The organism is Alistipes sp. UBA1686, assembly GCF_002320215.1.
Lineage (GTDB): Bacteria > Bacteroidota > Bacteroidia > Bacteroidales > Rikenellaceae > Alistipes > Alistipes onderdonkii.
The window spans coordinates 62,335-82,694 of sequence record NZ_DCKA01000002.1; the positions used below are offsets into that span (position 1 = coordinate 62,335).

Below are 20,360 nucleotides of genomic sequence, written 5' to 3' on the forward strand. Positions count from 1 at the left end.
TCGATTCCATCGACGACAGTCTTAAAAATATTGCCCGTGAATGCAGCATAGACAAACAGCTCTCCTTTCACACAAGGAGGCATACCAATGCTACCACGATCTGCCTTCAAAACGGAGTTTTTATGGAGACCCTTTCCAAGATGTTGGGGCATAAGCATATCACAACGACCCAAATCTATGCGAAAATCACTCATCCGATGATCGCTCGGGAAGTCGATATGCTCAAAGAAAAGCTGGTGGGCAAATTTTCGGACGTCTGACTCCTGCTGATCTTAAGCATACTACGATAAATCTCATATCAGTAAGCGGTTACTGATATAAATACCTCATACCTTCGTGCCATTTTTGCAGCAGCAACACTTAGAACAAACCGCTTATGACAAGTATGGAAGAAATGTTCGAAATGCTCAAGGATATCCGTGAGGATATTTCCTATATGAAACGGCATCGTAACATGCTTTGCGGGATGCCGATTCTGGAAGTCGCAGAAGTCTGCGACCTGCTGAAGATGAGCGACCGCCAACTGCGCCGCTATCGGACGAGCGGACAACTTACGGGCTTCCGCTTTGGGCGGCGCCTTCTGTTCTCCTCCTCCGAGATCATGCAGTTTATCGAGCGTACGGAGTTGGATTACCAGCGCCGCAAACAGCTTAAAAAGGCTATCCGTAACATCTAATATCCAATATCATGTCCTCTCAATCCTCTGAAAGAACTTACTATCTGGTGGAGACCGACACTTTTAAAAGCCTACTCCGCACACATTTCGTACTGCTCCAATCTACCTTGCTCTTCGAGCATCTGTGCCGCCAAAGCGACCGTCCGATGTTCCTCTCATCGGATAAAGTTTGTGAGGCTTTGGGGCTCGACCGCAATAAACTGGAGCAATACCGACGTAAGCGCATTATTGGGAAACACGGTAAAATTGTCCCCTAAAAAACGGAGGAAGATGCCCCCCTAAAGTTGCGAAGCAAAAAGAGTAAAAAGTTGTTGTCCGGATTGGGGTCTAAAAGGATGTGATTTTGCCCGGGTTAAACAACATTTTTCTGTAGGTCTTTTATCCCGGTTTATTGCGAGAACCCTACTTAGTTCTCGCCCATAAAACGGTCGGGATTGTGTCGACCGACACTGCAAAGATAACTATTCGCTTTAAAAGAACAAGAGAGTAGTTTTTGCAACCGCAGGCATCTATCCATAGGCATTTTCAGATTTAGATTTTTTTTCTTATCGACTCTCCGAACAACTCGACACGCAGCGAATGGTGTACGATTCGGTCGAGCACGGCATCGGCGATGGTCTTCTCGCCGATCACGTCGTACCAGTCCTTGACGGGGATCTGCGATGTGATCATTGTCGAGCGCCGCTGATGGCGGTCTTCGATAATGTCCATCAGTATGCCGCGTGACCGGGCGTCGAGCGGCTGCATACAGAAGTCGTCGAGGATCAGCATATCGACTCGCTCGATACGTTTCAGGTCGGCCAGTATCGTGCCTTTGGCCTTGGATATTTTGAGCTGGCTCATCAGTTTTGCCGTACTTGCGTACATTACCCGGAAGCCGTCCTGGCAGGCCTTATAACCGAGCGAGGTGGCTAGATAACTCTTACCTGTCCCGGTTGGACCGGTAATGATTAGGTCTTTGTGGTCGCGCACGAACTCCATGGCGGCAAGGCGTTCGACCTGATTACGATCCAATCCCCGTTCGAAGGTGTAGTCGACATCGTCCAGCGTAGCGTTGTAGCGGAACTGGGCAGCCCTGACGGCTCGCTCTACGGCGCGGTTCTTACGGTTGTCGAACTCGCTGTGGCCCAGATGCGAGACGAACTGGTTCTGTGTCATTTTCTCTTTAATGGTGTTCTCCAGCGAGGTTTTAAAAGCGTCGTGCATACCGAACAGGCGCATCTGGCGCAGTTTCTCTAAGGTCTGATTGTTCATTGACTTATTGGTTTTAGTGGATTATTTGTAATACTCTTTACCTCTGATGTTCTCGTGCTCGGGCATATCGGCTGGCTCTTCGGGAAGGTCTATCGCTTCCGATTTGTTCTGGAGTATATCCTGTATCTCCCTGAAACTGTACTTACCATAGCTGTCGGCCAGACGGCAGGCTGCCGCAAGACGTTCCGGCCCGGCTTTACGCGCGAAGTTCAGGATGCCTGAACACATCTTGTTGGCCTGATCCTGATAACGGGTCTTTTCAAGTACCCTGCGGATATAATGCTCTACATCCTCGTGTATGGCAGCGGCTTGCTCGACGAACCGCTCGGGAGACCACTCCATAACTGCACGGTGTTTGGGACAAAGATGTTCGGTGACGGTGGTATAGCGGTAGTTGTGTCGGTCGCGGGTATGATGGGCTATAATATCGTAGTTGTAGCGGATCTCCACGTCGGTAGCGGTATAAGACAACTGCACTTTCTTGCCTATGTAGATGTGCGGGACGCTGTAGTAGTGGATGTCTTCGTGTAGGCGTGCATAGCCATATTTGTCGACCGTAGTGACGATATGCTTCTTCATCTGGTAACGGATCGGGTTCAGAGGGCCGAGGGCTTCCTGTTCCACGTCCTCGAAGTAACTGCGGCGCGAGTAGTTGCGGCGATCCAGGTTCTTGTTGTTGTGCTTTTCAAGAGTTCCGCGGATAGCTACGTTAAGCGACCGAGAGGCTCGATGACCGTAAAGATGTCCTTATACGTCAACTTAACCGCATTCTCCACATGGGCCTTATCCTTGGGACTGCGTGCCCGGGTGGGATAAGCTGTTACCCCATAATGCTCTCCGAACCGTTCGAACTCCGTGTTAAGGATAGCTTCATAACGGCTTGCTTTGGTAACGGCACTCTTAAGGTTGTCCGGAACGATAGCACGGGGAACGCCGCCATAGTAATAGAATGCGTTCTCGCAGGCTGTAATAAAATCTTCCTTGCGTTGACTCTCCACTGCCTCCACATAAGTCAGCAGGCTGCACCCGAGGATAGCCACGAACACTTCCACCTCCCGGGGTTGTCCGCCCGGCGGATAGATCCACAGTTTACTGCCCGTATAGTCCACGAACAACTTATCTCCAGCCTTATGTTTCATACGCATCGACGGGTTACTGATGCGTTCGTAGCGCCGCAAGGCTACCCGGAACTGCGTCAGACTGTAGCCGTCAGGATGGGCCACGCGGTAACGCTCCCATTGCTTATGGCTGGTCATACCCTTACGGGACATCTCTTTGCTCGCTGATGGCATGAAAGCCTCAAGGGCATCTGTGCGGGGATTAGGTTCCTCAGGAACCTCTTCAATGCAGAACAGGGCGTAAAGCTCAGCATCGCTCTTGGCAAGGAACTCCTCGTAGGTAAGGCTCTGAGTGTTCCACTTGTTGACATACTTTTTTACCGTGTTACGCGAAGTACGGGCCATCTCGGCGATAGCCCGTAAGCCCACGCGTTCGGTGTACAGTCGAATAATCGTTCGTAATTTGTTCATTTTCAAAGGTATGTTAGGCATGATCTCTCAGATTTTGGTTTGCTTTTGCTTCAAGCTAACAAAATCCGACTCCTTTTAAGCCTTTGAACAACTACTTTTTACTCAAATCCCCGAAGGGGTCTGTTTGCTCCGTTTTAGGTGGGTCAATTTCGACCGTTTTATAGTGGTCAATTTCATCCGTTTTCAACGGGTCATTTTAAACCGTCGCTACTGGGGCTATTTTACCGTGTTTTCCATCTTGTCTCATGACGTTGAAATTTTGGGGTTAACAAAACGCCTGCAAGAGAGAATTATTACGGTGTAAAACGCAGAAAAACAACGCGGTGCATCTGTATTCGGGAGCAAACTTCGCCGAACGGCCCGTTTTTCGGGGCCGTTCCCTTTCGTGCTCCCGCGAGTTCGCCGCGAACTGCTTTCCGCTTCCGGTTCGGGGAATCGGCCGAAGCCTTTGCAAAATGATGATATACAGTCTGTTTTCCTCTTTTTGCGCCGGACGGGCAACGAAAAAGGAGCCTCGGAAAAAGGCTCCTTTGTGCGGATAAAGGGACTCGAACCCCCACGCCGGTAAGGCATCAGATCCTAAGTCTGACGTGGCTACCAATTACACCATATCCGCTCGCTATGTGCAAAGGTATATAAAAATTCACAATTCACAATCCGGAGCGGGTGATTATAAGCCTTTTTTATTTACTTTTGTAGGCAATTTATCCGCTTATGCCGCAGAATGTCGCACTCGTTTTAACGCCCCGCCAGGCTGCCGACGCGAAGTATTACACTTCGCTTGCCGCGCAGCGTCTGGGTGTGCCGGAGCACGATATTGCCTTGGTGAGGGTCGTCAAACGCTCGATCGACGCCCGGCAGCGGCAACCGAAGGTCAACCTGACGCTGGAGGTCTATGTCGACCGGGAGCCGCAGCCCGCACCCGTGCATTTCGATTATCCCGACGTGTCGGGACATACCGAGGTCGTAGTCGTGGGGTCGGGCCCGGCAGGGCTTTTCGCGGCGCTGCGGCTGATCGAGCTGGGATTGAAGCCCGTTATCCTGGAGCGGGGGCGCGACGTTTCAGCGCGCAAGGTCGACATTGCGCGGATCAACCGCAACGGGGCGGTCGATCCCGATTCGAACTACGCTTTCGGCGAGGGCGGTGCGGGGACTTTCTCGGACGGCAAACTCTTCACGCGCAGCAAGAAGCGCGGTGATTATAACAAGGCGTTGCAGACGCTGGTGTTCCATGGCGCCACGCCCGAAATCCTCTATGAAGCCCATCCGCATATCGGAACCGACAAGTTGCCGCGCATCATGCAGAATATCCGGCAGACGATCCTTGGCTCGGGCGGCCAGTTCGTGTTCGGTAGCCGCGTTACGGATCTTGAAATCCGCAACGGCCGTATCCGGGGCGTGCGGTGCGGCGACACGTTTGTCGAAGGGGCGGCCGTGGTTTTGGCCACGGGACATTCGGCACGCGATATTTACGAGCTGCTTTACCGCAGGGGCGTGCGCGTCGAGGCGAAGGCCTTTGCCATGGGCGTGCGTATCGAGCATCCGCAGGCGTTGATCGACTCGATCCAGTACCACTGCCCGACGCGGGGCGAATACCTTCCGGCGGCGGCTTATTCGCTGGTGAGCCAGGAGGCCGGCCGCGGGGTCTACTCGTTTTGCATGTGCCCCGGCGGGTTCATCGTTCCGGCCATGACCGATGCCGCTCAGTCGGTGGTCAACGGCATGTCGCCCAGCGGCCGCACGTCACCCTATGCCAATTCGGGCATGGTGACCGAAGTGCGGCCCGCAGATTTCGAGCACCTGCGTGCGGAATGGGGCGAGCTGGCCGGGTTGAAGTTCCAGCAGCAGTTCGAAGAGCTGGCCCGGCAGCACGGCGGCGAGCATCAGGTCGCCCCGGCGCAGCGCGTCGCCGATTTCGTGGCGGGGCGCCCCAGTGCGGCCTTGCCGAAAACCTCCTATATCCCCGGTATTATTCCTTCGCGGCTCGATGAGTGGATGCCCCCGTTTATCGGCGAGGGGCTGCGCCGGGGGATCGCCACCTTCGGACGGCGGATGCGGGGGTTCGTGACGAACGAAGCCGTCGTGGTGGGCGTCGAGTCGCGCACCTCGTCGCCCGTCCGGGTTCCGCGCGACCCCGTGACGCTCATGCATCCCCAAACCGCGGGGCTCTTCCCCGCGGGTGAAGGCGCCGGTTATGCCGGGGGCATCATCTCTGCCGCCCTGGACGGCGAACGTATCGCAGAAGCAGTAACAAACTACATAAAATAAATGAACGAATCTCAAAGCAAGTTACCCTCTCCCGAGGTTTCTGTAATCATCCCCGCTTACAATCTGGAAGGGTATCTCGATACGTGCCTGCAATCGGTTTTGACGCAGACGCTCGGGAATTTCGAGGCCATCGTCGTGGACGACGGTTCCACGGATGGTACGCCCGGGCTTCTGCGTCGCTATGCGGAGCGCGATCCGCGGATCATCGTGGTGAGCACCCCGAACCGGGGCGTTGCGCGGGCACGCGAAACGGGTATTGCCCGGGCCCGGGGAAAATACATCGCTTTCCTCGACGGCGACGATTTCTGGGAACCGCGCATGTTGGAGGAGATGACCGCCTCGATCGGGCAGAATGGCGGGTACGATATCGTATGCTGTAATTTCAAACGGGTCTGCAAGACCTATCAGGCGATCTACCGTGAATCCCGGACGGAGGATATGGAAGGGCTCGAGTTCCTCGAGGCGACGCTTCGCCATTCGATCTGGGTGACACTCTGGGGCAAACTCTATCGGCGGGAACTTTTCGATAACGGGCTCAACCACTATCCGTTACGACTGGGTCAGGATACGATGATCAACATCCAGATCGCCTGCCGCCTTCCCCGCGTCCATTTCATCGACTACGTGGGATATGATTACGTGCAGCGGCCGTCGTCGTCCAATCACCGAAACTTCGATTTTGAATACTGCTGCTTATTTTGTAGTATTGTGGAACGGGAGTTACAACGGCACGGCGAATCGCTTCGGGGACATGCCGAATTCTATGCATTGCTGAATAAGGTACGCTGGTATTCGGTCTATGTCTGCAAAAGCCGCAGTCCGTGGGTCGGGAACCAGGCGTTTGTCTGCGACCTGCGCGAATCGGCCGGCCGGTACCGGGACGAGCTGAGGGCGTACTATTCGCGGGCGCGGATGCTGTTGCTGGAGCTCGACCGTTACCGGGCCATGCGCCCGGTCGTCGTCATGCTGACGACAGGATTGCGCTGGCGTACCAGTTTGCGGCGGCGTCTGGCACGATAAAGGAAAATTATACTGAAACATGGATTTTTACGACGGGCCGGCAGCCGGATCGTGAAAGCGGTAAATTGGATTGCATAGATGGAGGAAAGGGAAAAATCAAAGCCCGTGGTATCGGTCATTATTCCGGTTTACAATCTGGAAAACTATCTCGATACCTGCCTCGATTCGGTCGGACGGCAAACGTACGGGGATTTCGAGGCTATTGTCGTCGATGACGGTTCGACGGATGGTTCGCAGGCCGTGGCGCTCAGCCACGCGGAGCGCGATGCGCGCATCGTCGTCATAAGTACTGTAAACCAGGGGGCTGCCAGGGCCCGTGAGACGGGTATCAGGCATGCGCAGGGCGACTACATCTGTTTTCTCGACGGCGACGACGTCTGGGATTCCCGCATGCTGGAGAAACTGGTGGCGGCCATCGGGGAAAACGGCGGGTACGATATCGTATGCTGCGATTACAAACGTATTTGCAAGACCTACGAAGCGCCCAAGCGCGAAATGCGCACGTCGGACATGCAGGGGCTGGATTTCCTTGTTGCATCGCTCTACCACGCTATTTCCGTGACCGTGTGGGGACGGCTCTATCGCCGGGCGTTGTTCGAAAAGGAACTGCGTCATTATCCGCTGCGGCTGGGGGAAGACAGCCTGCTCAACATCCAGATCGGCTGTCAGCAGCCGCGTGTCCGGTTCGTCGATTATGTGGGTTACGGATATGTGCAGCGCGGCGGGTCGGCCAACCGTTCGCCGCTCGATATCGGCTACTGCGTTAAATTCAGCGAGGCGGTGCATGCCGAGCTGGTGAGGCACAGGGATGTTGTTGGCGACCGGCTGGAGTTCTACCTGCTGCTCAATAAAATGCGCTGGTACCTGGTTTACCTGCGCAAAAGCCATAACCCGTGGGCCGGCGACACGGAGTTTGCCCGCGGGATCAATGCGGAGGCGGAACGCTACCGCGCCGAGCTGGAAGGGTTTTTCAGCCGTTGCGACTGGTTGCTGCTGCGGATGGACAGGCGGCGGTGGATGCGCCCCGGGGTGCTCGCCGTCTCGACCCTGATGCGCTGGGGCAAGAGCCTGAAGCGGCGGCTGACACGCTGAATCTGAGTGTTGTAACCTAAACCTGGAACGATGAAAAGATACCTGTTGTACGTTACTTTGCCTTATGCCTATTCAATCCTGAGGCCTTTGGAACATGAAATCCGCCGCCGCGGAGGCGAGGCGGCCTGGTTTGTCGAAGAGGGGTGTCCCGTCGTGCTCGAAGAGGGCGAGGTGCGGTTGGGGACAATCCGGGAGGCGGTCGCTTATAACCCGGTCGCGGTTTTTGCACCGGGCAACTACATCCCCGATTTTATCCCGGGCGTGAAGGTGGCGCTTTTCCACGGCTATGCGATCCAAAAGCGGATCGAGGCCGTCGACGACCACTTCACGGTGCGCGGATGGTTCGACATTTATTGTACGCAGGGGCCGAGCAGTACGCCTTATTTCAAGGAACTGGAAAAGAAATACGGCTTCTTCCGGGTCTACGAGACCGGCTGGCCCAAAGCCGACACCTATTTCTCGCCCGAAGTGCAGCGTAAACCGCAGAATGACCATCCGGTGGTTCTCTACCCCCCGACCTTCACGCGCAATGTCTGTTCGGCGCCCCATCTGATGGCGGAGATCGACCGTCTGGCCAAAACCCATCCGTGGGACTGGGTCATCACGTTCCATCCCAAGCTGACTGACCCCGGGATCATAGCCGGCTATAAACGTATTGCGGAGGAGAACGAGAACGTCATATTCTATGAGGGTTCCGACAAGATGCCGCTTCTGCAGCAGGCCGACGTGATGTTGTGCGACAGCTCGTCGATCATCCTCGAATTCATGTTCCTCGACAAACCGGTCGTGACGTTCCGCAATTCGCATCCGGGGCCCCATCTGATCGACGTCGATACGCCGGAGGCCGTCGGCCCGGCCATCGAGCGTGCGCTGGCGCGGCCTGAGGGGTTAATGGAGGAGATCCGCAGCTACACCATGCACCATGAACCGCACCGCGACTGCCGCTGTTCGGCGCGGGTGCTCGATGCCGTGGACGATTATATCGTGCAGGGGCATGCGGGGCTGAAACGCAAGCCCCTGAACCTGGTGCGCAAATGGAAACTGCGCCGGCAGTTGCATTATTATCCTCTGCTGGAAAAATTCCGCCGCCGATAGAAAACGTGAGTGCCGCCCCGGTCGGGGCGGCACTCACGTTTATGGATGCCGTTTCCTGGGCCGGATGTTTCCGGCCGGGGCTCAATGGCCTGCGCTGGCGGGAACGGGGTTTTTCACCTCGGGTTTGGGGGTGCGGGTCTGATCCGTTTCTCCCAAGTGGCGAGTAAGCCCGATTTCGCAGCGGGTGCGGTGTTCTCGGATGGTTTGCTGGTAACGTTCCTCGTTGGCCGAAAGGCTGTTGCGCTCGCATTTGCCGTGGTGGAGGTGGAAGACCACGCCGCGGAACTTCATGCACCGCTGGCGCACGCCGCTGTTGTCGAGGCGGATCGCCAGTTCGGAATCTTCGCGGCCCCAGCCGCAGAACGATTCGTCGTAACCGTTGACGCGGATCAGGTCGTTGCGCCAGAAGGCCATGTTGCAGCCTTTGACGAAGCGGGTGGGACCCAGCGTCCGGTAGAGGAATGCCATGAGCGGGATGCGGATGGCGTTGTTGCTGTTGCGCACGCCCCGCATCAGTGGTGTGAGCGAGGTGATCTCCCCGCTGAGTACCTTGCGGGTGAGCATTTCGGTGATGATGCCGCGCGACCCGGTGACGTAGCAGCCCCGTTGTGCGAAGATCATGTGATCCTGGATGAAGTTACGTTGGAGGATCAGGTCGCCGTCGATCTGTATGATGTATTCGCAACGGCTCGCCGCGATGGCTTTGTTGCGGATCATGGCAAGGCGGAACCCCTTGTCCTCGTGCCAGATGTGCCGGATGGGGACGGGCGACACCGCCTCGAAATGGCGGACGACATCGCGGGTGCTGATACCCGAGCCGTCGTCGGCGATCAGGATTTCCGTGGGCATGGCCGTTTGTTGCATTACGCTGTCCAGGCACAGGTAGAGGGCCCGCGGCCAGTTGTAGGTGGAGATGATCAGTGATACCGTCATTGGTAAATTAGGGTTTTAGACGTCGTTGTCGCTGCGGCCGTACGCAACCGGCCGCAAAATTCCTGCCGCGGCATCCCGCTGCCGGGATGCTGTATTCTCACGTTCAGGGTAACGCGTAGCTTCTTGTCCATCGTACAAAGGTAGTGATTTATCCCCGCTCAGGGTATGTGCACTCCATTTTTATCGTGTTCCGTTTTATATAAATGTGCGCCGGAGGGGAATACTGCGCAGAATATGAAAAAATATTTTCGATCACCCGGGATAGGCGGTACCCGGCTATCTTGCATGTTTACATGTTATTAGATGACTGAATACATGTGATTTATTAAAAAATATCAAAAAATTCGAAAATTTTTTTAATAAAAACTTGCGCGGCATGTTTTTTCACCTTATCTTTGCAGCAAAGTTTTAAGGTTCATTTAGGTTAGTAGTTTTAGGTTGGTGAGGAAACTGTGGTATTCCATCGGAATACCGGGTTTCCTTTTTTTGTGCCTTTCCGGAATTTTTGTCACGGATGGTTGGTACGGACTTTAGAATTTTGTCATGTGTGCCCGGCGTATTTTTCTGCCTGAATATGCTTTTTATCCCCTGTTTTTTTAGTCTCCGAAGATATGCTGTCTCTTTTGACATTTAGCCCGAATGTTCTTCAAAGGCATCTTGAAGCCTTTTTGACGGCCTAATGTTACGAAATTGTTAAATATATTTAATATATTCGTAAAATATTTGCATAATTCAAAAATGACACGTATCTTTGCAGTGAAGTTTTAAGGTTCATTTAGGTTAGTAGTTTTAGGTTGGTTGAGGAAATCGGCAGGTTGTAGCGGCAATCCGTTACTAAGACTCGAAGGGCGGTGCTCGTCCGAAAGTCGAATACCTCCGATTGTACCTCATTTTTGAAGGGGGTGGTTCCCCGACAAAAGAAAAAGGTCTGAGTCGTGAGACTCCGGCCTTTTTTCTTTTTACGGCCCTGCGGCCGTCTCTTTTCGGGCAATGTTACAGATTCTCCAGCTCTTCGCGGGTCATCGTCACTTCGACGGCCCCCAGTGCATAGCATCCGAGATCATAAGGGTTGTAATAGAACGTGATCCCTTCGGGCGTAACCTGGAAATTCTCCGTAAGGGAGATGTATTCCGGGAAGAATCCCTGAGCGGCCAGCTCTTCGTCGCTGTCGGCTCCGTATTGTTCGTACAGTTTCTTGCGCAGCAGGGTTTCCATGCCGTGCAGCTGCTGTTCGGAAAACAGGTCTGCCGAGGATAGTTCGTCTCCTCCGGCCAGCGAATAGGTATGACATTCCATGCCGTACATGCCGTGCGCCCCTCCCGTGAAACTCCACCGGCTGATAATATAGGTGACGAGCGAGTCCGTGACCGTAACTTCGGCTTCGGCCGAGATCTCGTAGGTTCCCATCGTCTGTTCGACGCTGTCCGGGAGCATCTCCGCGGCGATCTGGCGGATGGCGGAGTCGACCGCCTGGCGCGCCGTGCCGCCGAAATCTTCCAGTTCGAAGAAATACTCGGCATTGGCCGCTTCGATGGAGCGCAGGGCCGGGGATTTCGCTGCGTTGGCGATCGTGGCGAAACGGAATTCGATCTTGCATCCGTTGGCCGGAGTGCCGATGAGGGTGTCGATCGAGAGCATGCTGAATTCGGGAACGACGGGTTTCCGCGTACAGGCTGCGGTCGCTGCGGCCATGCCTGCGATCAGTATGGCGGTTTTAATGTATTTCATAGGCAAAGCGTACTTTGTATTTATCGTAAAGATAACGAAAATACAGGTATATGCGAAACGGGCCAAAAAAAATCATAGAATTTGCAGGAAAATTTTGCAGTTTTGAAAGAAGGCGTTATCTTTGCACCACAAAACCGATACGGTGGATTCATCTAAGGGTTAGGATACGTGCCTCTCACGCACGACATAGGGGTTCGAATCCCCTATCCACTACAAGGCTTCCGAACGGCCGCACGCAGGTGCGGTCGTTTTCCGTTTCCAGCTGCCGGTGCCGTCCGTCTGCAGTCTTTGGGGGTGGGTAGGAGCGAAACGGAATTGCGTTGCAGAACCGCCCGCCGAGCGATGGGTAAGGAGCCGGGGCGGAAATTGCCGGCAGGATGTTGCCGGGCGGGAATCGTCAGCAGGAACCCGTCAGCCGGAGTGCGCCCGCCACAAACCGCCGGGTGGAAAATTACCGCAGCCGCCTCATGAGGGGCGGCTGCGGCTTCGTTTTAGGTTATCGGTTGGTTGGTGGGTTACTTTTCCAGTTTGCCTTTGAATTTGTCCAGCTGGCGCTTGATGGCGTCGATCGCCTCGTCCACCGATTCCTCGAACGATCTGGACTGGTGGCATGCCACCAGGTCTTCGCCCGGCATGTGGAGTGTGACCGTTGCTATCTTGTTTCCCTTTTCAAAGTCTTTATCGAGTCTGAGAATGACCTCGGCACCCGTCGAACGCTCTGCGAAGCGGTCGAGTTTGTCCATCTTGTTCTCGACGAATTCGACCAGCCGTTTGTCGGCGTCGAATTTCACGGATTGAATCTGTACGTTCATAGCCTTACAGTTTATAAAAGTTAATCACTTCCCTCCCTTTTCCCGGGGATGGGCCTTTGCGTATATCTCCCGGAGCCTGGCGATGCTGTTGTGCGTATAGACCTGCGTGGCCTGTAACGAAGCGTGTCCCAGAAGCTCCTGGATCTCGCGCATATCGGCTCCGCCGTTCAGCAGGTGCGTCGCAAACGTATGGCGGAGCACATGGGGGCTTTTCTTGCCCTGTACGCCTGCCCGGGTCAGTTCCGCCCGTACCATGCGGTAAACGACGCTCCGCGATATGCGCTTTCCTTTGTGTGTTAAAAATAGTGCTTTTTCCGCAGAATTGCAAATATTTTGCCTCGCAATTAGGTCGAGGTAACTTAAAATCTTTTCGCGTACGAATTCGAGGATCGGTACCATCCGCTGCTTGTCTCCCTTGCCCCGTACCCGCAGCGAGGCGTAGTCGGCCGAGAAGTCGTCGCGGTCGATGCCGACCAGCTCGGCAAGGCGCAGGCCGCAGGCGTAGAACATCAGGATGACGAGCGAATTGCGTGCCGTTTCGAAATCCCCGTCCGCCTCTTCGCATTTGCTGACGATGTCCGTCATGCGGCTCTCGGGGATGAAAGCCGGCAGGCGGCGCGAGGTCTTGAGCGAGGGGATCGTCCGGCAGATGTCTTTTTCGATGGCCCCCGTGCGGAGCAGCCACCGGAAGAGGGTGCGGATCGAGGCGATTTCGCGGTTCATCGACGCCGCGCCGATCTTGCCTTCCTCCGTGCGGTGGATGATCCATTCGCGCACCTGGTCTGCGGTGATGCTGCGCGGGTCGGAGCGCGCCTCGTCGAAATCCAGCCATGCCAGGAACTGCCCGACGTCGTGTTTGTAATTGCGGACGGTGAGCGGGGAGTAACGCCGTTCGGCGCTGAGGTATCGGATGAATTCCGTTAGCATATGACAAAGATACGTTTTTTTCGTATTTTTGCCTTCACTAAACCCATATACCATGAAACGGATTTTTATTTTTACTTTTTTGCTGTTGCTGGCGGTGCGGGTCGTTTCTGCGGCTACGGTTGACACGCTTGCCGTGCACAGTCCCTCGATGGATCGTGACATACCCGTCGTGGCGATCGTGCCCGAGGGCGTATCCGCCGCTGAGCCCTGCCCGGTGGTCTACCTGCTGCACGGCTACTCGGGCGATGAGACGGCATGGCTGAAGATCAAGCCTTCGCTGCCCGCAATCGCCGACCGAGAGAGGATCGCCTTCATCTGTCCCGGCGTGGGGAACAGTTGGTACCTCGACAGCAAGGTGCGCGAGAAGAGCCTCTACGAAACCTTCATGACACGCGAGTTGCTGCCCGCCGTCGAAGCGCGTTATCCCGTAGCCCGCGACCGCTCGGGACGCGCGATCACGGGCCTGAGCATGGGCGGTTTCGGGGCCATGTCGCTCGCCATAAAGCACAAGGGGCTGTTCGGTGCCGCAGGCAGCACGAGCGGCGGGCTCGACATACGTCCTTTCCCGCAGAACTGGGAGATCCCGCAGTTGCTGGGCGAGATCACGGAGCATCCCGAAGCCTGGGAAGAGGCTACGCCCATCAACCTCGTCCCGCAGCTCGGGAATGGCGACCTGGCGATCGTCTTCGACTGCGGCTACGACGATTTCTTCTTCGAGGTAAACAACGATTTCCACGACGAGTTGCTGCGCCGGGGCATCATGCACGATTTCTATGTCCGCCCCGGCGGGCATACCGGTGCCTATTGGGGCAATGCCATCGACTTTCAGATCGTATTCTTCCGCAATTTCTTTGCGAAGGCTAACTGACGCCGCCGATGAAGGAGAGCTGGAAACCCGGGACGCTGATCTATCCGCTGCCGGCTGTGCTGGTGAGCTGCGGTGCGACGCCCGAAGAGTATAACCTGCTGACCGTGGCGTGGACGGGCACGGTATGCACCAACCCGCCGATGTGCTACATTTCGGTACGCCCCGAACGCCATTCCTACGAAATAATCCGCCGCACGAGGGAGTTCGTCATCAACCTCACGACTCGCGACCTGGCCCGCGCCGCCGACTGGTGCGGGGTGCGGTCGGGGCGCGACTACGACAAATTCCGCGAAATGGGGCTCACGCCTGGGAAGGCCTTGCAGGTCGCGGCGCCGATCGTCGAAGAGGCGCCTGTAAGCATCGAGTGCCGCGTGCGGCAGGTGATGCCCCTCGGTTCGCACGATATGTTTCTGGCCGAGGTGGTCGCCGTGCAGGTCGATGCCGCCTATATCGACCCTGCTACGGGGCGTTTCTGCCTCGAACGCGCCTGCCCGATCGTTTACTCCCACGGCGAATATTTCGCCCTGGGCGAGGCCATCGGCCACTTCGGCTGGTCGGTGCGCAGGAAGCCGCGCCGGACGGCGGGCGCTGCCCCCGCAGTCCCTGCACCTGCCGCAGGGAATATCCCGGCTGCGGAAGTTTCCGAAGCACCCGGGGCAGACCCCGGGGACGGGAAGCCCGCCGCAAAACGTGTCCCTGCGCGAAAACCCGTAGCACCTGCCGCCCGCCGTTCCCGCCGCAAACCCGACGCGAAGAAGCCGCGGCGCTGATGCCGGGCGCGGGGCTGTCCGGCCACTCAGGGCACAAGAAATCGCTCCGGTCACAGGTGTCTGTGGCCGGGGCGATGCCGTTTATGAATTCCGATCCGATAAAGGAAGGCCCCTGCCGAAGCAGGGGCCTTACCGGGTTCAGTCGGTTTCGGGTCGGTGGGTGTCGTGTGTCAGGTCGGTGTTGTGTATGCCCAGCACGGCGCGCCCCGACGGTTCGTTCATGTCGCGGAACGCCTTGTCCCAGGCCAGCGCTTCGGCGGTGCTGCACGCTACCGACGGTACCGACGGTACGCACTGCGCTGCCGTATGCGACGGGAAGTGTTCCTCGAAGATCGTACGGTAATAGTACTCCTCCTTGTTGCGGGGCGGGTTGATCGGGAAACGCTCCGCAGCGTGTTCCATCTCGCGGTCGGAGACCGCCTCTGCGGTCAGCTGCTTGAGCGTGTCGATCCAGTTGTAGCCTACGCCGTCGGAGAACTGTTCTTTCTGACGCCATACGATCTCGGAGGGGAGCATGTCCTCGAACGCCTTGCGCAGGATCCATTTTTCGATATGCCCGTCCTTGGCCATTTTCGCCGCCGGGTTGATGCGCATCGCTACGTCGAGGAACTCCTTGTCGAGGAACGGCACGCGCCCCTCGACACCCCATGCCGAGAGCGACTTGTTGGCGCGCAGGCAGTCGTAGAGGTGCAGCTTACTGATCTTGCGCACGGTTTCCTCGTGGAAGGCACGGGCGTCGGGCGCCTTGTGGAAATAGAGGTAGCCGCCGAAAACCTCGTCGGCACCCTCGCCCGAGAGCACCATCTTGATGCCCATCGACTTGATGACGCGCGCCAGCAGGTACATCGGCGTCGAGGCGCGTACGGTCGTCACGTCGTAGGTCTCGATATAATAGATCACGTCGCGCACGGCATCCAGCCCCTCCTGTACGGTGTAGTTGATTTCGTGGTGTACGGTGCCGATATGGTCGGCGACCTTGCGTGCCGCCGCCAGGTCGGGCGCCCCTTTCAGCCCGATGGCGAACGAGTGGAGCTGCGGCCACCAGGCCCGGTCGCGGTCGTTCGATTCGACGCGCCGGTCGGCGTATTTCTTGGCGACGGCCGAGATGATCGACGAGTCGAGGCCGCCCGACAGCAGTACGCCGTAGGGTACGTCCGACATGAGCTGCCGCTTGACGGCCGATTCCAGCGCCTCGCGCAGCGCCTGTATGTCGGCGCCGTTGTCCTTCACGGCGTCGTACTCGAACCAGTCGCGCTTGTACCAGCGCACCATTTTCCCCTCGCGGCTCGACCAGTAGTGCCCGGGCAGGAACGGCCGGATGGTGCTGCATATCCCTTCGAGGGCTTTCTGTTCCGATGCGACGTAGAATTGCTCGTCGCTGTCCCAGCCGATGTAGAGCGGGATGACGCCGACCGGGTCGCGGGCGATCAGGTATTCGTCCTTTTCGATGTCGTACAGCGCGAAGGCGAAGATGCCGCTGATTTTTTCCAGCAGCCCGACGCCCAGCTTGCGGTAGAGCGGCAGGATCACCTCGCAGTCCGAGCCTGTCCGAAAATCGTATTCGCCGGCCAGCTCGGCGCGGATCTCCTGATGGTTGTATATCTCGCCGTTCACGGCCAGCACCTGTTTCCCGTCGCAGCTGAACAGGGGTTGACCGCCCGACTGGGGGTCGACGATCGAAAGCCGCTCGTGCGAAAGGATCGCCCGCTCGCCGCAGTAGACACCCGACCAGTCGGGGCCCCGGTGCCGTATCTGCTTCGACATTTTCAGTACCTGCCCACGCAGCGCATCCGATTTCCGGCGGATGTCAAATAGTCCTACGAAACCACACATAGATTGATTGTTGTTGTATATTACGTTACAAAACTGTTAATTGCCGGCCGCCTGTGTCCCGCTGCGGGAATCCCGCCGCGTCGCCGCCTCTCAAGTCCCCGCCGGGGCGGGGGCTCGGGGAAGGCCGGATTTACAAGCGGTGCCGGAGGCGGCGGACACGACCCGCCGGAGCGCGAAACAATCTGAAAAATTGCAAGGCCTTCCGGGGGATCAGTTGTTCTCCGGGCGGAGCTTGCGCACCACGGCGCCTGTCTGCCACATCTCGCTTTCACGCATCTCGCGCAGCTCCTCGTTGAGTTTCTCGCGGTAGTCAGGTTTGCTGTTCAGGTCGATCGAGCGCTGCGCCTCGTTGCCGGCGGCCACTTCGCCGTAAAGCTCTTCGAAGACGGGTTTGGTGGCATCGCGGAAGCGTTTCCACCAGTCCAACGCACCGCGTTGTGCCGTGGTCGAGCAGTTGGCGTACATCCAGTCCATGCCGTTCTCGGCCACCAACGGCATGAGCGACTGGGTCAGCTCCTCGACCGTTTCGTTGAAAGCCTCCGAAGGGGTGTGCCCGTGGGCGCGCAGCGTGTCGTACTGGGCCGCGAAAATACCCTGGATGGCACCCATCAGCGTGCCGCGCTCGCCCGTCAGGTCGGAGTAAACCTCCCGCTTGAAGTCGGTTTCGAACAGGTAGCCCGAACCTACGCCGATGCCCAGCGCCACCACGCGTTCGAATGCGCGCCCCGTGGCGTCCTGGAATACGGCGTAGCTCGAATTCAGGCCGCGGCCCTCGAGGAACATGCGGCGCAGCGAAGTCCCCGAGCCTTTCGGGGCGACCAGGATCACGTCTACGTCGGCCGGCGGCACGATGCCCGTGCGCTCCTTGTAGGTGATGCCGAAGCCGTGCGAGAAGTAGAGCGCCTTGCCCGGCGCGAGGTGTTTCTCGATCGTCGGCCATACGGCGATCTGCCCGGCGTCGGAGAGCAGGTACTGGATGATCGTTGCGCGCCGGGCGGCCTCTTCGATCCCGAAGAGCGTCTCGCCCGGTACCCAGCCGTCGGCGACGGCCTTGTCCCAGCTTTTCGAGCCTTCGCGCTGTCCGACGATGACGTTGAATCCGTTGTCCTTGAGGTTGAGCGACTGCCCCGGCCCCTGTACGCCGTAGCCGATTACGGCGATGGTTTCGTCCCTGAGGACTTTGCGTGCTTTTTCCAGGGGAAACTCTTCGCGGGTAACGACCTTCTCTTCTACTCCGCCGAAATTGATCTGTGCCATAGTTGTATGAGTTTTAAAAGTTAAAATGAATCCGTTCTTTGTCTGTTCCTCTCGAGTTCTTCGAGGTATTCGTTGAGCAGCTCGCGCCGCGATTTGATGATGGCCACCGTGCCGCTGCGCACGAACTGCTGCACGCCGAAGGGTTGCAGCAGGCGAAACAACGCCTGCGTCTCGGCCTTATGGCCGGTTTTCTCGACGACGATGTAGTCGTCGTCGATCTCCAGAATGCGGACATTGTGCTCGCGTACGAGTTTCTCGACGTTGCGGCTGCGCGTGACTTTATAAAGGGCGATCTCCTGCTGCACGACTTCGTCCGAGGTGTAGACGAAGACCTTGAGCACGTCGATCTTCTTCTCGACCTGCCGCGCGAGCTTCTCGACCCGGTCGGGGCCGGTGCGGACGACGATCGTGAATTTATGGATGCCCGCGAGCGCCGACTCGGAAGTCGTCAGGCTTTCGATGTTGACGTTGCGGCACGTGAAGACCGTCGTGATCTGGCTCAGCAGCCCGACCTTGTTCTCCGAAAATACGGTGATGATATACTCTTGTTCCATACCTCGTTCGGTTTATTCGAGCCGGATCGCCGACACGGGGGCGCCGGCCGGCACCATCGGGAATACGTTTTCTTCGCTTTCGACGCGCACCTCCAACAGGTAGGCGCCTTTGCAGGCTTTCATCCCGGCCACCGCCCCGGCCAGCTCCTCGCGCCGCTCCACGCAGCGGTAGGCGATGCCGTTGCCGCGGGCGATCAGCCCGAAGTCGGGGTTCGCCAGTTCGGTGAACGAGTAGCGGCGGTCGTAGAAGAGTTCCTGCCACTGCCGTACCATGCCCAGATAGGAGTTGTTGAGCAATACGATCTTTACGGCGACCTGCGACTGGAAGATCGTCCCCAGCTCCTGGATGGTCATCTGCAGCCCGCCGTCGCCCGCGAAGAGGCATACCTCGCGGTCGGGGGCGCCCAGTTTGGCGCCGATGGCGGCCGGAAGCCCGAAGCCCATCGTGCCCAGACCGCCCGAAGTTACCAGGCTGCGGCTGCGGCGGAACCCGAAATAGCGCGCCGCGAACATCTGCTGCTGCCCGACGTCGGTCACCAGCACCGCGTCGTTGTCGTAGGCATGCGCTACGGTGTCGACGACCTCGCCCATGCGGATGCGGCCGCCTTCCGGGCGGATCGCCTTGCGGACGACCGCCTCGTATTCGACTTTGTCGCAGGCGCGGAACCCTTCGATCCAGGCCTTGTGCGCGGCGGGGCGGATCCTTTGGGTGAGCAGCGGGAGCGTCTGTTTCACGTCGCCGATGACGGCCACGTCGGCGTGTACGATCTTGTCGATCTCGGCGGGGTCGATCTCCAGGTGGATTACCTTGGCATTCGCCCCGAAACATTTGGGGTTGCCCGTCACGCGGTCGTCGAAACGCATCCCCACGGCGATGAGCAGGTCGCACTCCTGGTTGCGGATGTTGGGGCCGTAGTTGCCGTGCATGCCCAGCATGCCGACATACTGCGGCGAGGAGGTCGGCACGGCCGACAGCCCCAGCAGGGTCGAGGCGACCGGTATGCCGCTCTTTGCGAGGAAGGCCTGCAATTCTTCTTCGGCGTTTCCGAGCATCACGCCCTGTCCCGCCATCAGCAGCGGCCGTTGTGCGGCGTCGATCAGCCGTACCGCCTCGGCGATGCACTCCTCGGCGGGCGCGGGTGCGGGGACGTAGCTGCGGATGGACGTCAGCCTCTCGTAGCGGAACGGGGCCGTCCCGCACTGGGCGTCCTTGGTGATGTCCACCACCACGGGGCCCGGACGCCCCGAACGGGCGATATAGAACGCCTTGGCAATCGCCCCGGGAATGTCTTCGGTACGCTTGACCTGGCAGTTCCATTTGGTTACGGCCTGCGTGATGCCCACGAAGTTGGTTTCCTGGAAGGCGTCGGTGCCCAGCAACGACGAACCCACCTGTCCGGTCACCAGTACCAGCGGCGTGGAGTCCATCAGCGCGTCGGCCAGTCCGGTCACGGTGTTCGTCGCCCCCGGGCCCGAGGTGACCAGGCAAACCCCTACGCGGCCGCTGACGCGGGCGTAGCCCTGCGCGGCATGTACGGCGCCCTGTTCATGGCGGACAAGGATGTGGCGCAGCCGGTCGCGGTAGTCGAAAAGCGCATCGTAAACGGGGATGATGGCTCCTCCGGGATACCCGAAAAGCGTGTTCACACCCTCGCGCAGGAACGATTCGAGCAGGGCCTGCGACCCTGTGATACAAGGGCCGGGCTGTTGTCCTTCGGTTCTGGTTGTCGTGTTCGTATTCATG

At 57.8% G+C, this 20,360-nt stretch carries 18 protein-coding genes, 2 tRNA genes and 1 pseudogene; 9 read left to right on the plus strand and 12 right to left on the minus strand.

What is annotated here, in order from left to right; translation table 11 throughout:
• Positions 1-47: 47 nt before the first annotated feature.
• Entirely contained in the window at positions 48-260 is a 213-nt protein-coding gene (locus B3C38_RS00380) for a tyrosine-type recombinase/integrase (protein WP_286724173.1), read from the plus strand.
• A 125-nt stretch (positions 261-385) separates the two neighbouring features.
• Positions 386-676, plus strand: coding sequence for a helix-turn-helix domain-containing protein (locus tag B3C38_RS00385; protein WP_286724030.1), 291 nt, complete (start codon positions 386-388; stop codon positions 674-676).
• Between the two features lie 531 nt (positions 677-1,207).
• On the opposite strand, the gene istB is transcribed toward B3C38_RS00385, so the two are convergent.
• From istB to B3C38_RS00405, 4 genes are all read right to left on the minus strand, one after another.
• The gene (gene istB / locus B3C38_RS00390; protein ID WP_022331982.1) at positions 1,208-1,930 is read right to left on the minus strand and encodes an IS21-like element helper ATPase IstB; all 723 of its coding nucleotides are present in this window, start codon (positions 1,928-1,930) and stop codon (positions 1,208-1,210) included.
• A 21-nt stretch (positions 1,931-1,951) separates the two neighbouring features.
• Positions 1,952-2,554 carry a Mu transposase domain-containing protein gene (locus tag B3C38_RS00395; protein ID WP_022331983.1) on the minus strand — a complete coding sequence of 201 codons (603 nt, stop codon included), beginning with the start codon at positions 2,552-2,554 and terminating at the stop codon, positions 1,952-1,954.
• An 80-nt stretch (positions 2,555-2,634) separates the two neighbouring features.
• Positions 2,635-3,459, minus strand: a complete 825-nt coding sequence (gene istA / locus B3C38_RS00400; protein WP_286724035.1) for an IS21 family transposase — start codon at positions 3,457-3,459, stop codon at positions 2,635-2,637.
• Between the two features lie 533 nt (positions 3,460-3,992).
• A tRNA-Leu gene (locus B3C38_RS00405) sits at positions 3,993-4,075 on the minus strand.
• Between the two features lie 98 nt (positions 4,076-4,173).
• On the opposite strand from B3C38_RS00405, the gene B3C38_RS00410 reads away from it, so the two are divergent.
• The 4 genes from B3C38_RS00410 (at position 4,174) to B3C38_RS00425 (ending at position 8,934) form a co-directional block, all read left to right on the plus strand.
• Positions 4,174-5,727: an NAD(P)/FAD-dependent oxidoreductase gene (locus B3C38_RS00410; protein ID WP_022331985.1), complete on the plus strand. Its 1,554-nt coding sequence runs from the start codon at positions 4,174-4,176 to the stop codon at positions 5,725-5,727.
• The gene (locus B3C38_RS00415) at positions 5,728-6,747 is read left to right on the plus strand and encodes a glycosyltransferase family 2 protein (RefSeq protein ID WP_286724040.1); all 1,020 of its coding nucleotides are present in this window, start codon (positions 5,728-5,730) and stop codon (positions 6,745-6,747) included. It begins immediately after the preceding gene.
• A 78-nt stretch (positions 6,748-6,825) separates the two neighbouring features.
• Positions 6,826-7,839, plus strand: coding sequence for a glycosyltransferase family 2 protein (locus tag B3C38_RS00420; RefSeq protein WP_082430902.1), 1,014 nt, complete (start codon positions 6,826-6,828; stop codon positions 7,837-7,839).
• 30 nt (positions 7,840-7,869) lie between these two features.
• A complete protein-coding gene (locus tag B3C38_RS00425; RefSeq protein WP_286724049.1) occupies positions 7,870-8,934 on the plus strand; it encodes a CDP-glycerol glycerophosphotransferase family protein in 1,065 nt (354 codons plus the stop codon).
• 81 nt (positions 8,935-9,015) lie between these two features.
• Here the strand turns inward: B3C38_RS00425 and B3C38_RS00430 are convergent, their stop codons facing one another.
• Together B3C38_RS00430 and B3C38_RS00435 are read right to left on the minus strand one after the other, a co-directional pair.
• A complete protein-coding gene (locus tag B3C38_RS00430) occupies positions 9,016-9,867 on the minus strand; it encodes a glycosyltransferase family 2 protein (RefSeq protein WP_055212582.1) in 852 nt (283 codons plus the stop codon).
• A 993-nt stretch (positions 9,868-10,860) separates the two neighbouring features.
• The gene (locus B3C38_RS00435; protein ID WP_022333605.1) at positions 10,861-11,595 is read right to left on the minus strand and encodes an RsiV family protein; all 735 of its coding nucleotides are present in this window, start codon (positions 11,593-11,595) and stop codon (positions 10,861-10,863) included.
• 141 nt (positions 11,596-11,736) lie between these two features.
• On the opposite strand from B3C38_RS00435, the gene B3C38_RS00440 reads away from it, so the two are divergent.
• Positions 11,737-11,808: transfer RNA gene (locus B3C38_RS00440), tRNA-Glu, on the plus strand.
• A gap of 302 nt (positions 11,809-12,110) precedes the next feature.
• Here the strand turns inward: B3C38_RS00440 and hpf are convergent.
• Together hpf and B3C38_RS00450 are read right to left on the minus strand one after the other, a co-directional pair.
• The gene (gene hpf / locus B3C38_RS00445) at positions 12,111-12,407 is read right to left on the minus strand and encodes a ribosome hibernation-promoting factor, HPF/YfiA family (protein ID WP_018696343.1); all 297 of its coding nucleotides are present in this window, start codon (positions 12,405-12,407) and stop codon (positions 12,111-12,113) included.
• Between the two features lie 24 nt (positions 12,408-12,431).
• Positions 12,432-13,334 (minus strand): tyrosine-type recombinase/integrase, encoded by a 903-nt coding sequence (locus tag B3C38_RS00450; protein ID WP_055204810.1) that lies wholly within the window; start codon positions 13,332-13,334, stop codon positions 12,432-12,434.
• 52 nt (positions 13,335-13,386) lie between these two features.
• Between B3C38_RS00450 and B3C38_RS00455 the strand changes: the two genes are divergently transcribed.
• Both B3C38_RS00455 and B3C38_RS00460 read left to right on the plus strand, forming a co-directional pair.
• Positions 13,387-14,202, plus strand: a complete 816-nt coding sequence (locus B3C38_RS00455) for an alpha/beta hydrolase (protein WP_286724115.1) — start codon at positions 13,387-13,389, stop codon at positions 14,200-14,202.
• An 8-nt stretch (positions 14,203-14,210) separates the two neighbouring features.
• A pseudogene (locus B3C38_RS00460) lies at positions 14,211-14,771 on the plus strand (flavin reductase family protein); the annotation flags it as partial.
• Between the two features lie 339 nt (positions 14,772-15,110).
• Here the strand turns inward: B3C38_RS00460 and asnB are convergent.
• The 4 genes from asnB to ilvB all read right to left on the minus strand — a co-directional run bounded on the left by asnB (position 15,111) and on the right by ilvB (position 20,359).
• Positions 15,111-16,805, minus strand: a complete 1,695-nt coding sequence (asnB, locus tag B3C38_RS00465) for an asparagine synthase B (protein WP_286724116.1) — start codon at positions 16,803-16,805, stop codon at positions 15,111-15,113.
• A gap of 210 nt (positions 16,806-17,015) precedes the next feature.
• Positions 17,016-18,062, minus strand: coding sequence for a ketol-acid reductoisomerase (ilvC, locus tag B3C38_RS00470; protein ID WP_256166371.1), 1,047 nt, complete (start codon positions 18,060-18,062; stop codon positions 17,016-17,018).
• Between the two features lie 20 nt (positions 18,063-18,082).
• The gene (gene ilvN / locus B3C38_RS00475) at positions 18,083-18,616 is read right to left on the minus strand and encodes an acetolactate synthase small subunit (protein ID WP_018696337.1); all 534 of its coding nucleotides are present in this window, start codon (positions 18,614-18,616) and stop codon (positions 18,083-18,085) included.
• 12 nt (positions 18,617-18,628) lie between these two features.
• Positions 18,629-20,359: a biosynthetic-type acetolactate synthase large subunit gene (gene ilvB / locus B3C38_RS00480; RefSeq protein ID WP_286724122.1), complete on the minus strand. Its 1,731-nt coding sequence runs from the start codon at positions 20,357-20,359 to the stop codon at positions 18,629-18,631.
• Between the last annotated feature and the right edge of the window lies 1 nt (position 20,360).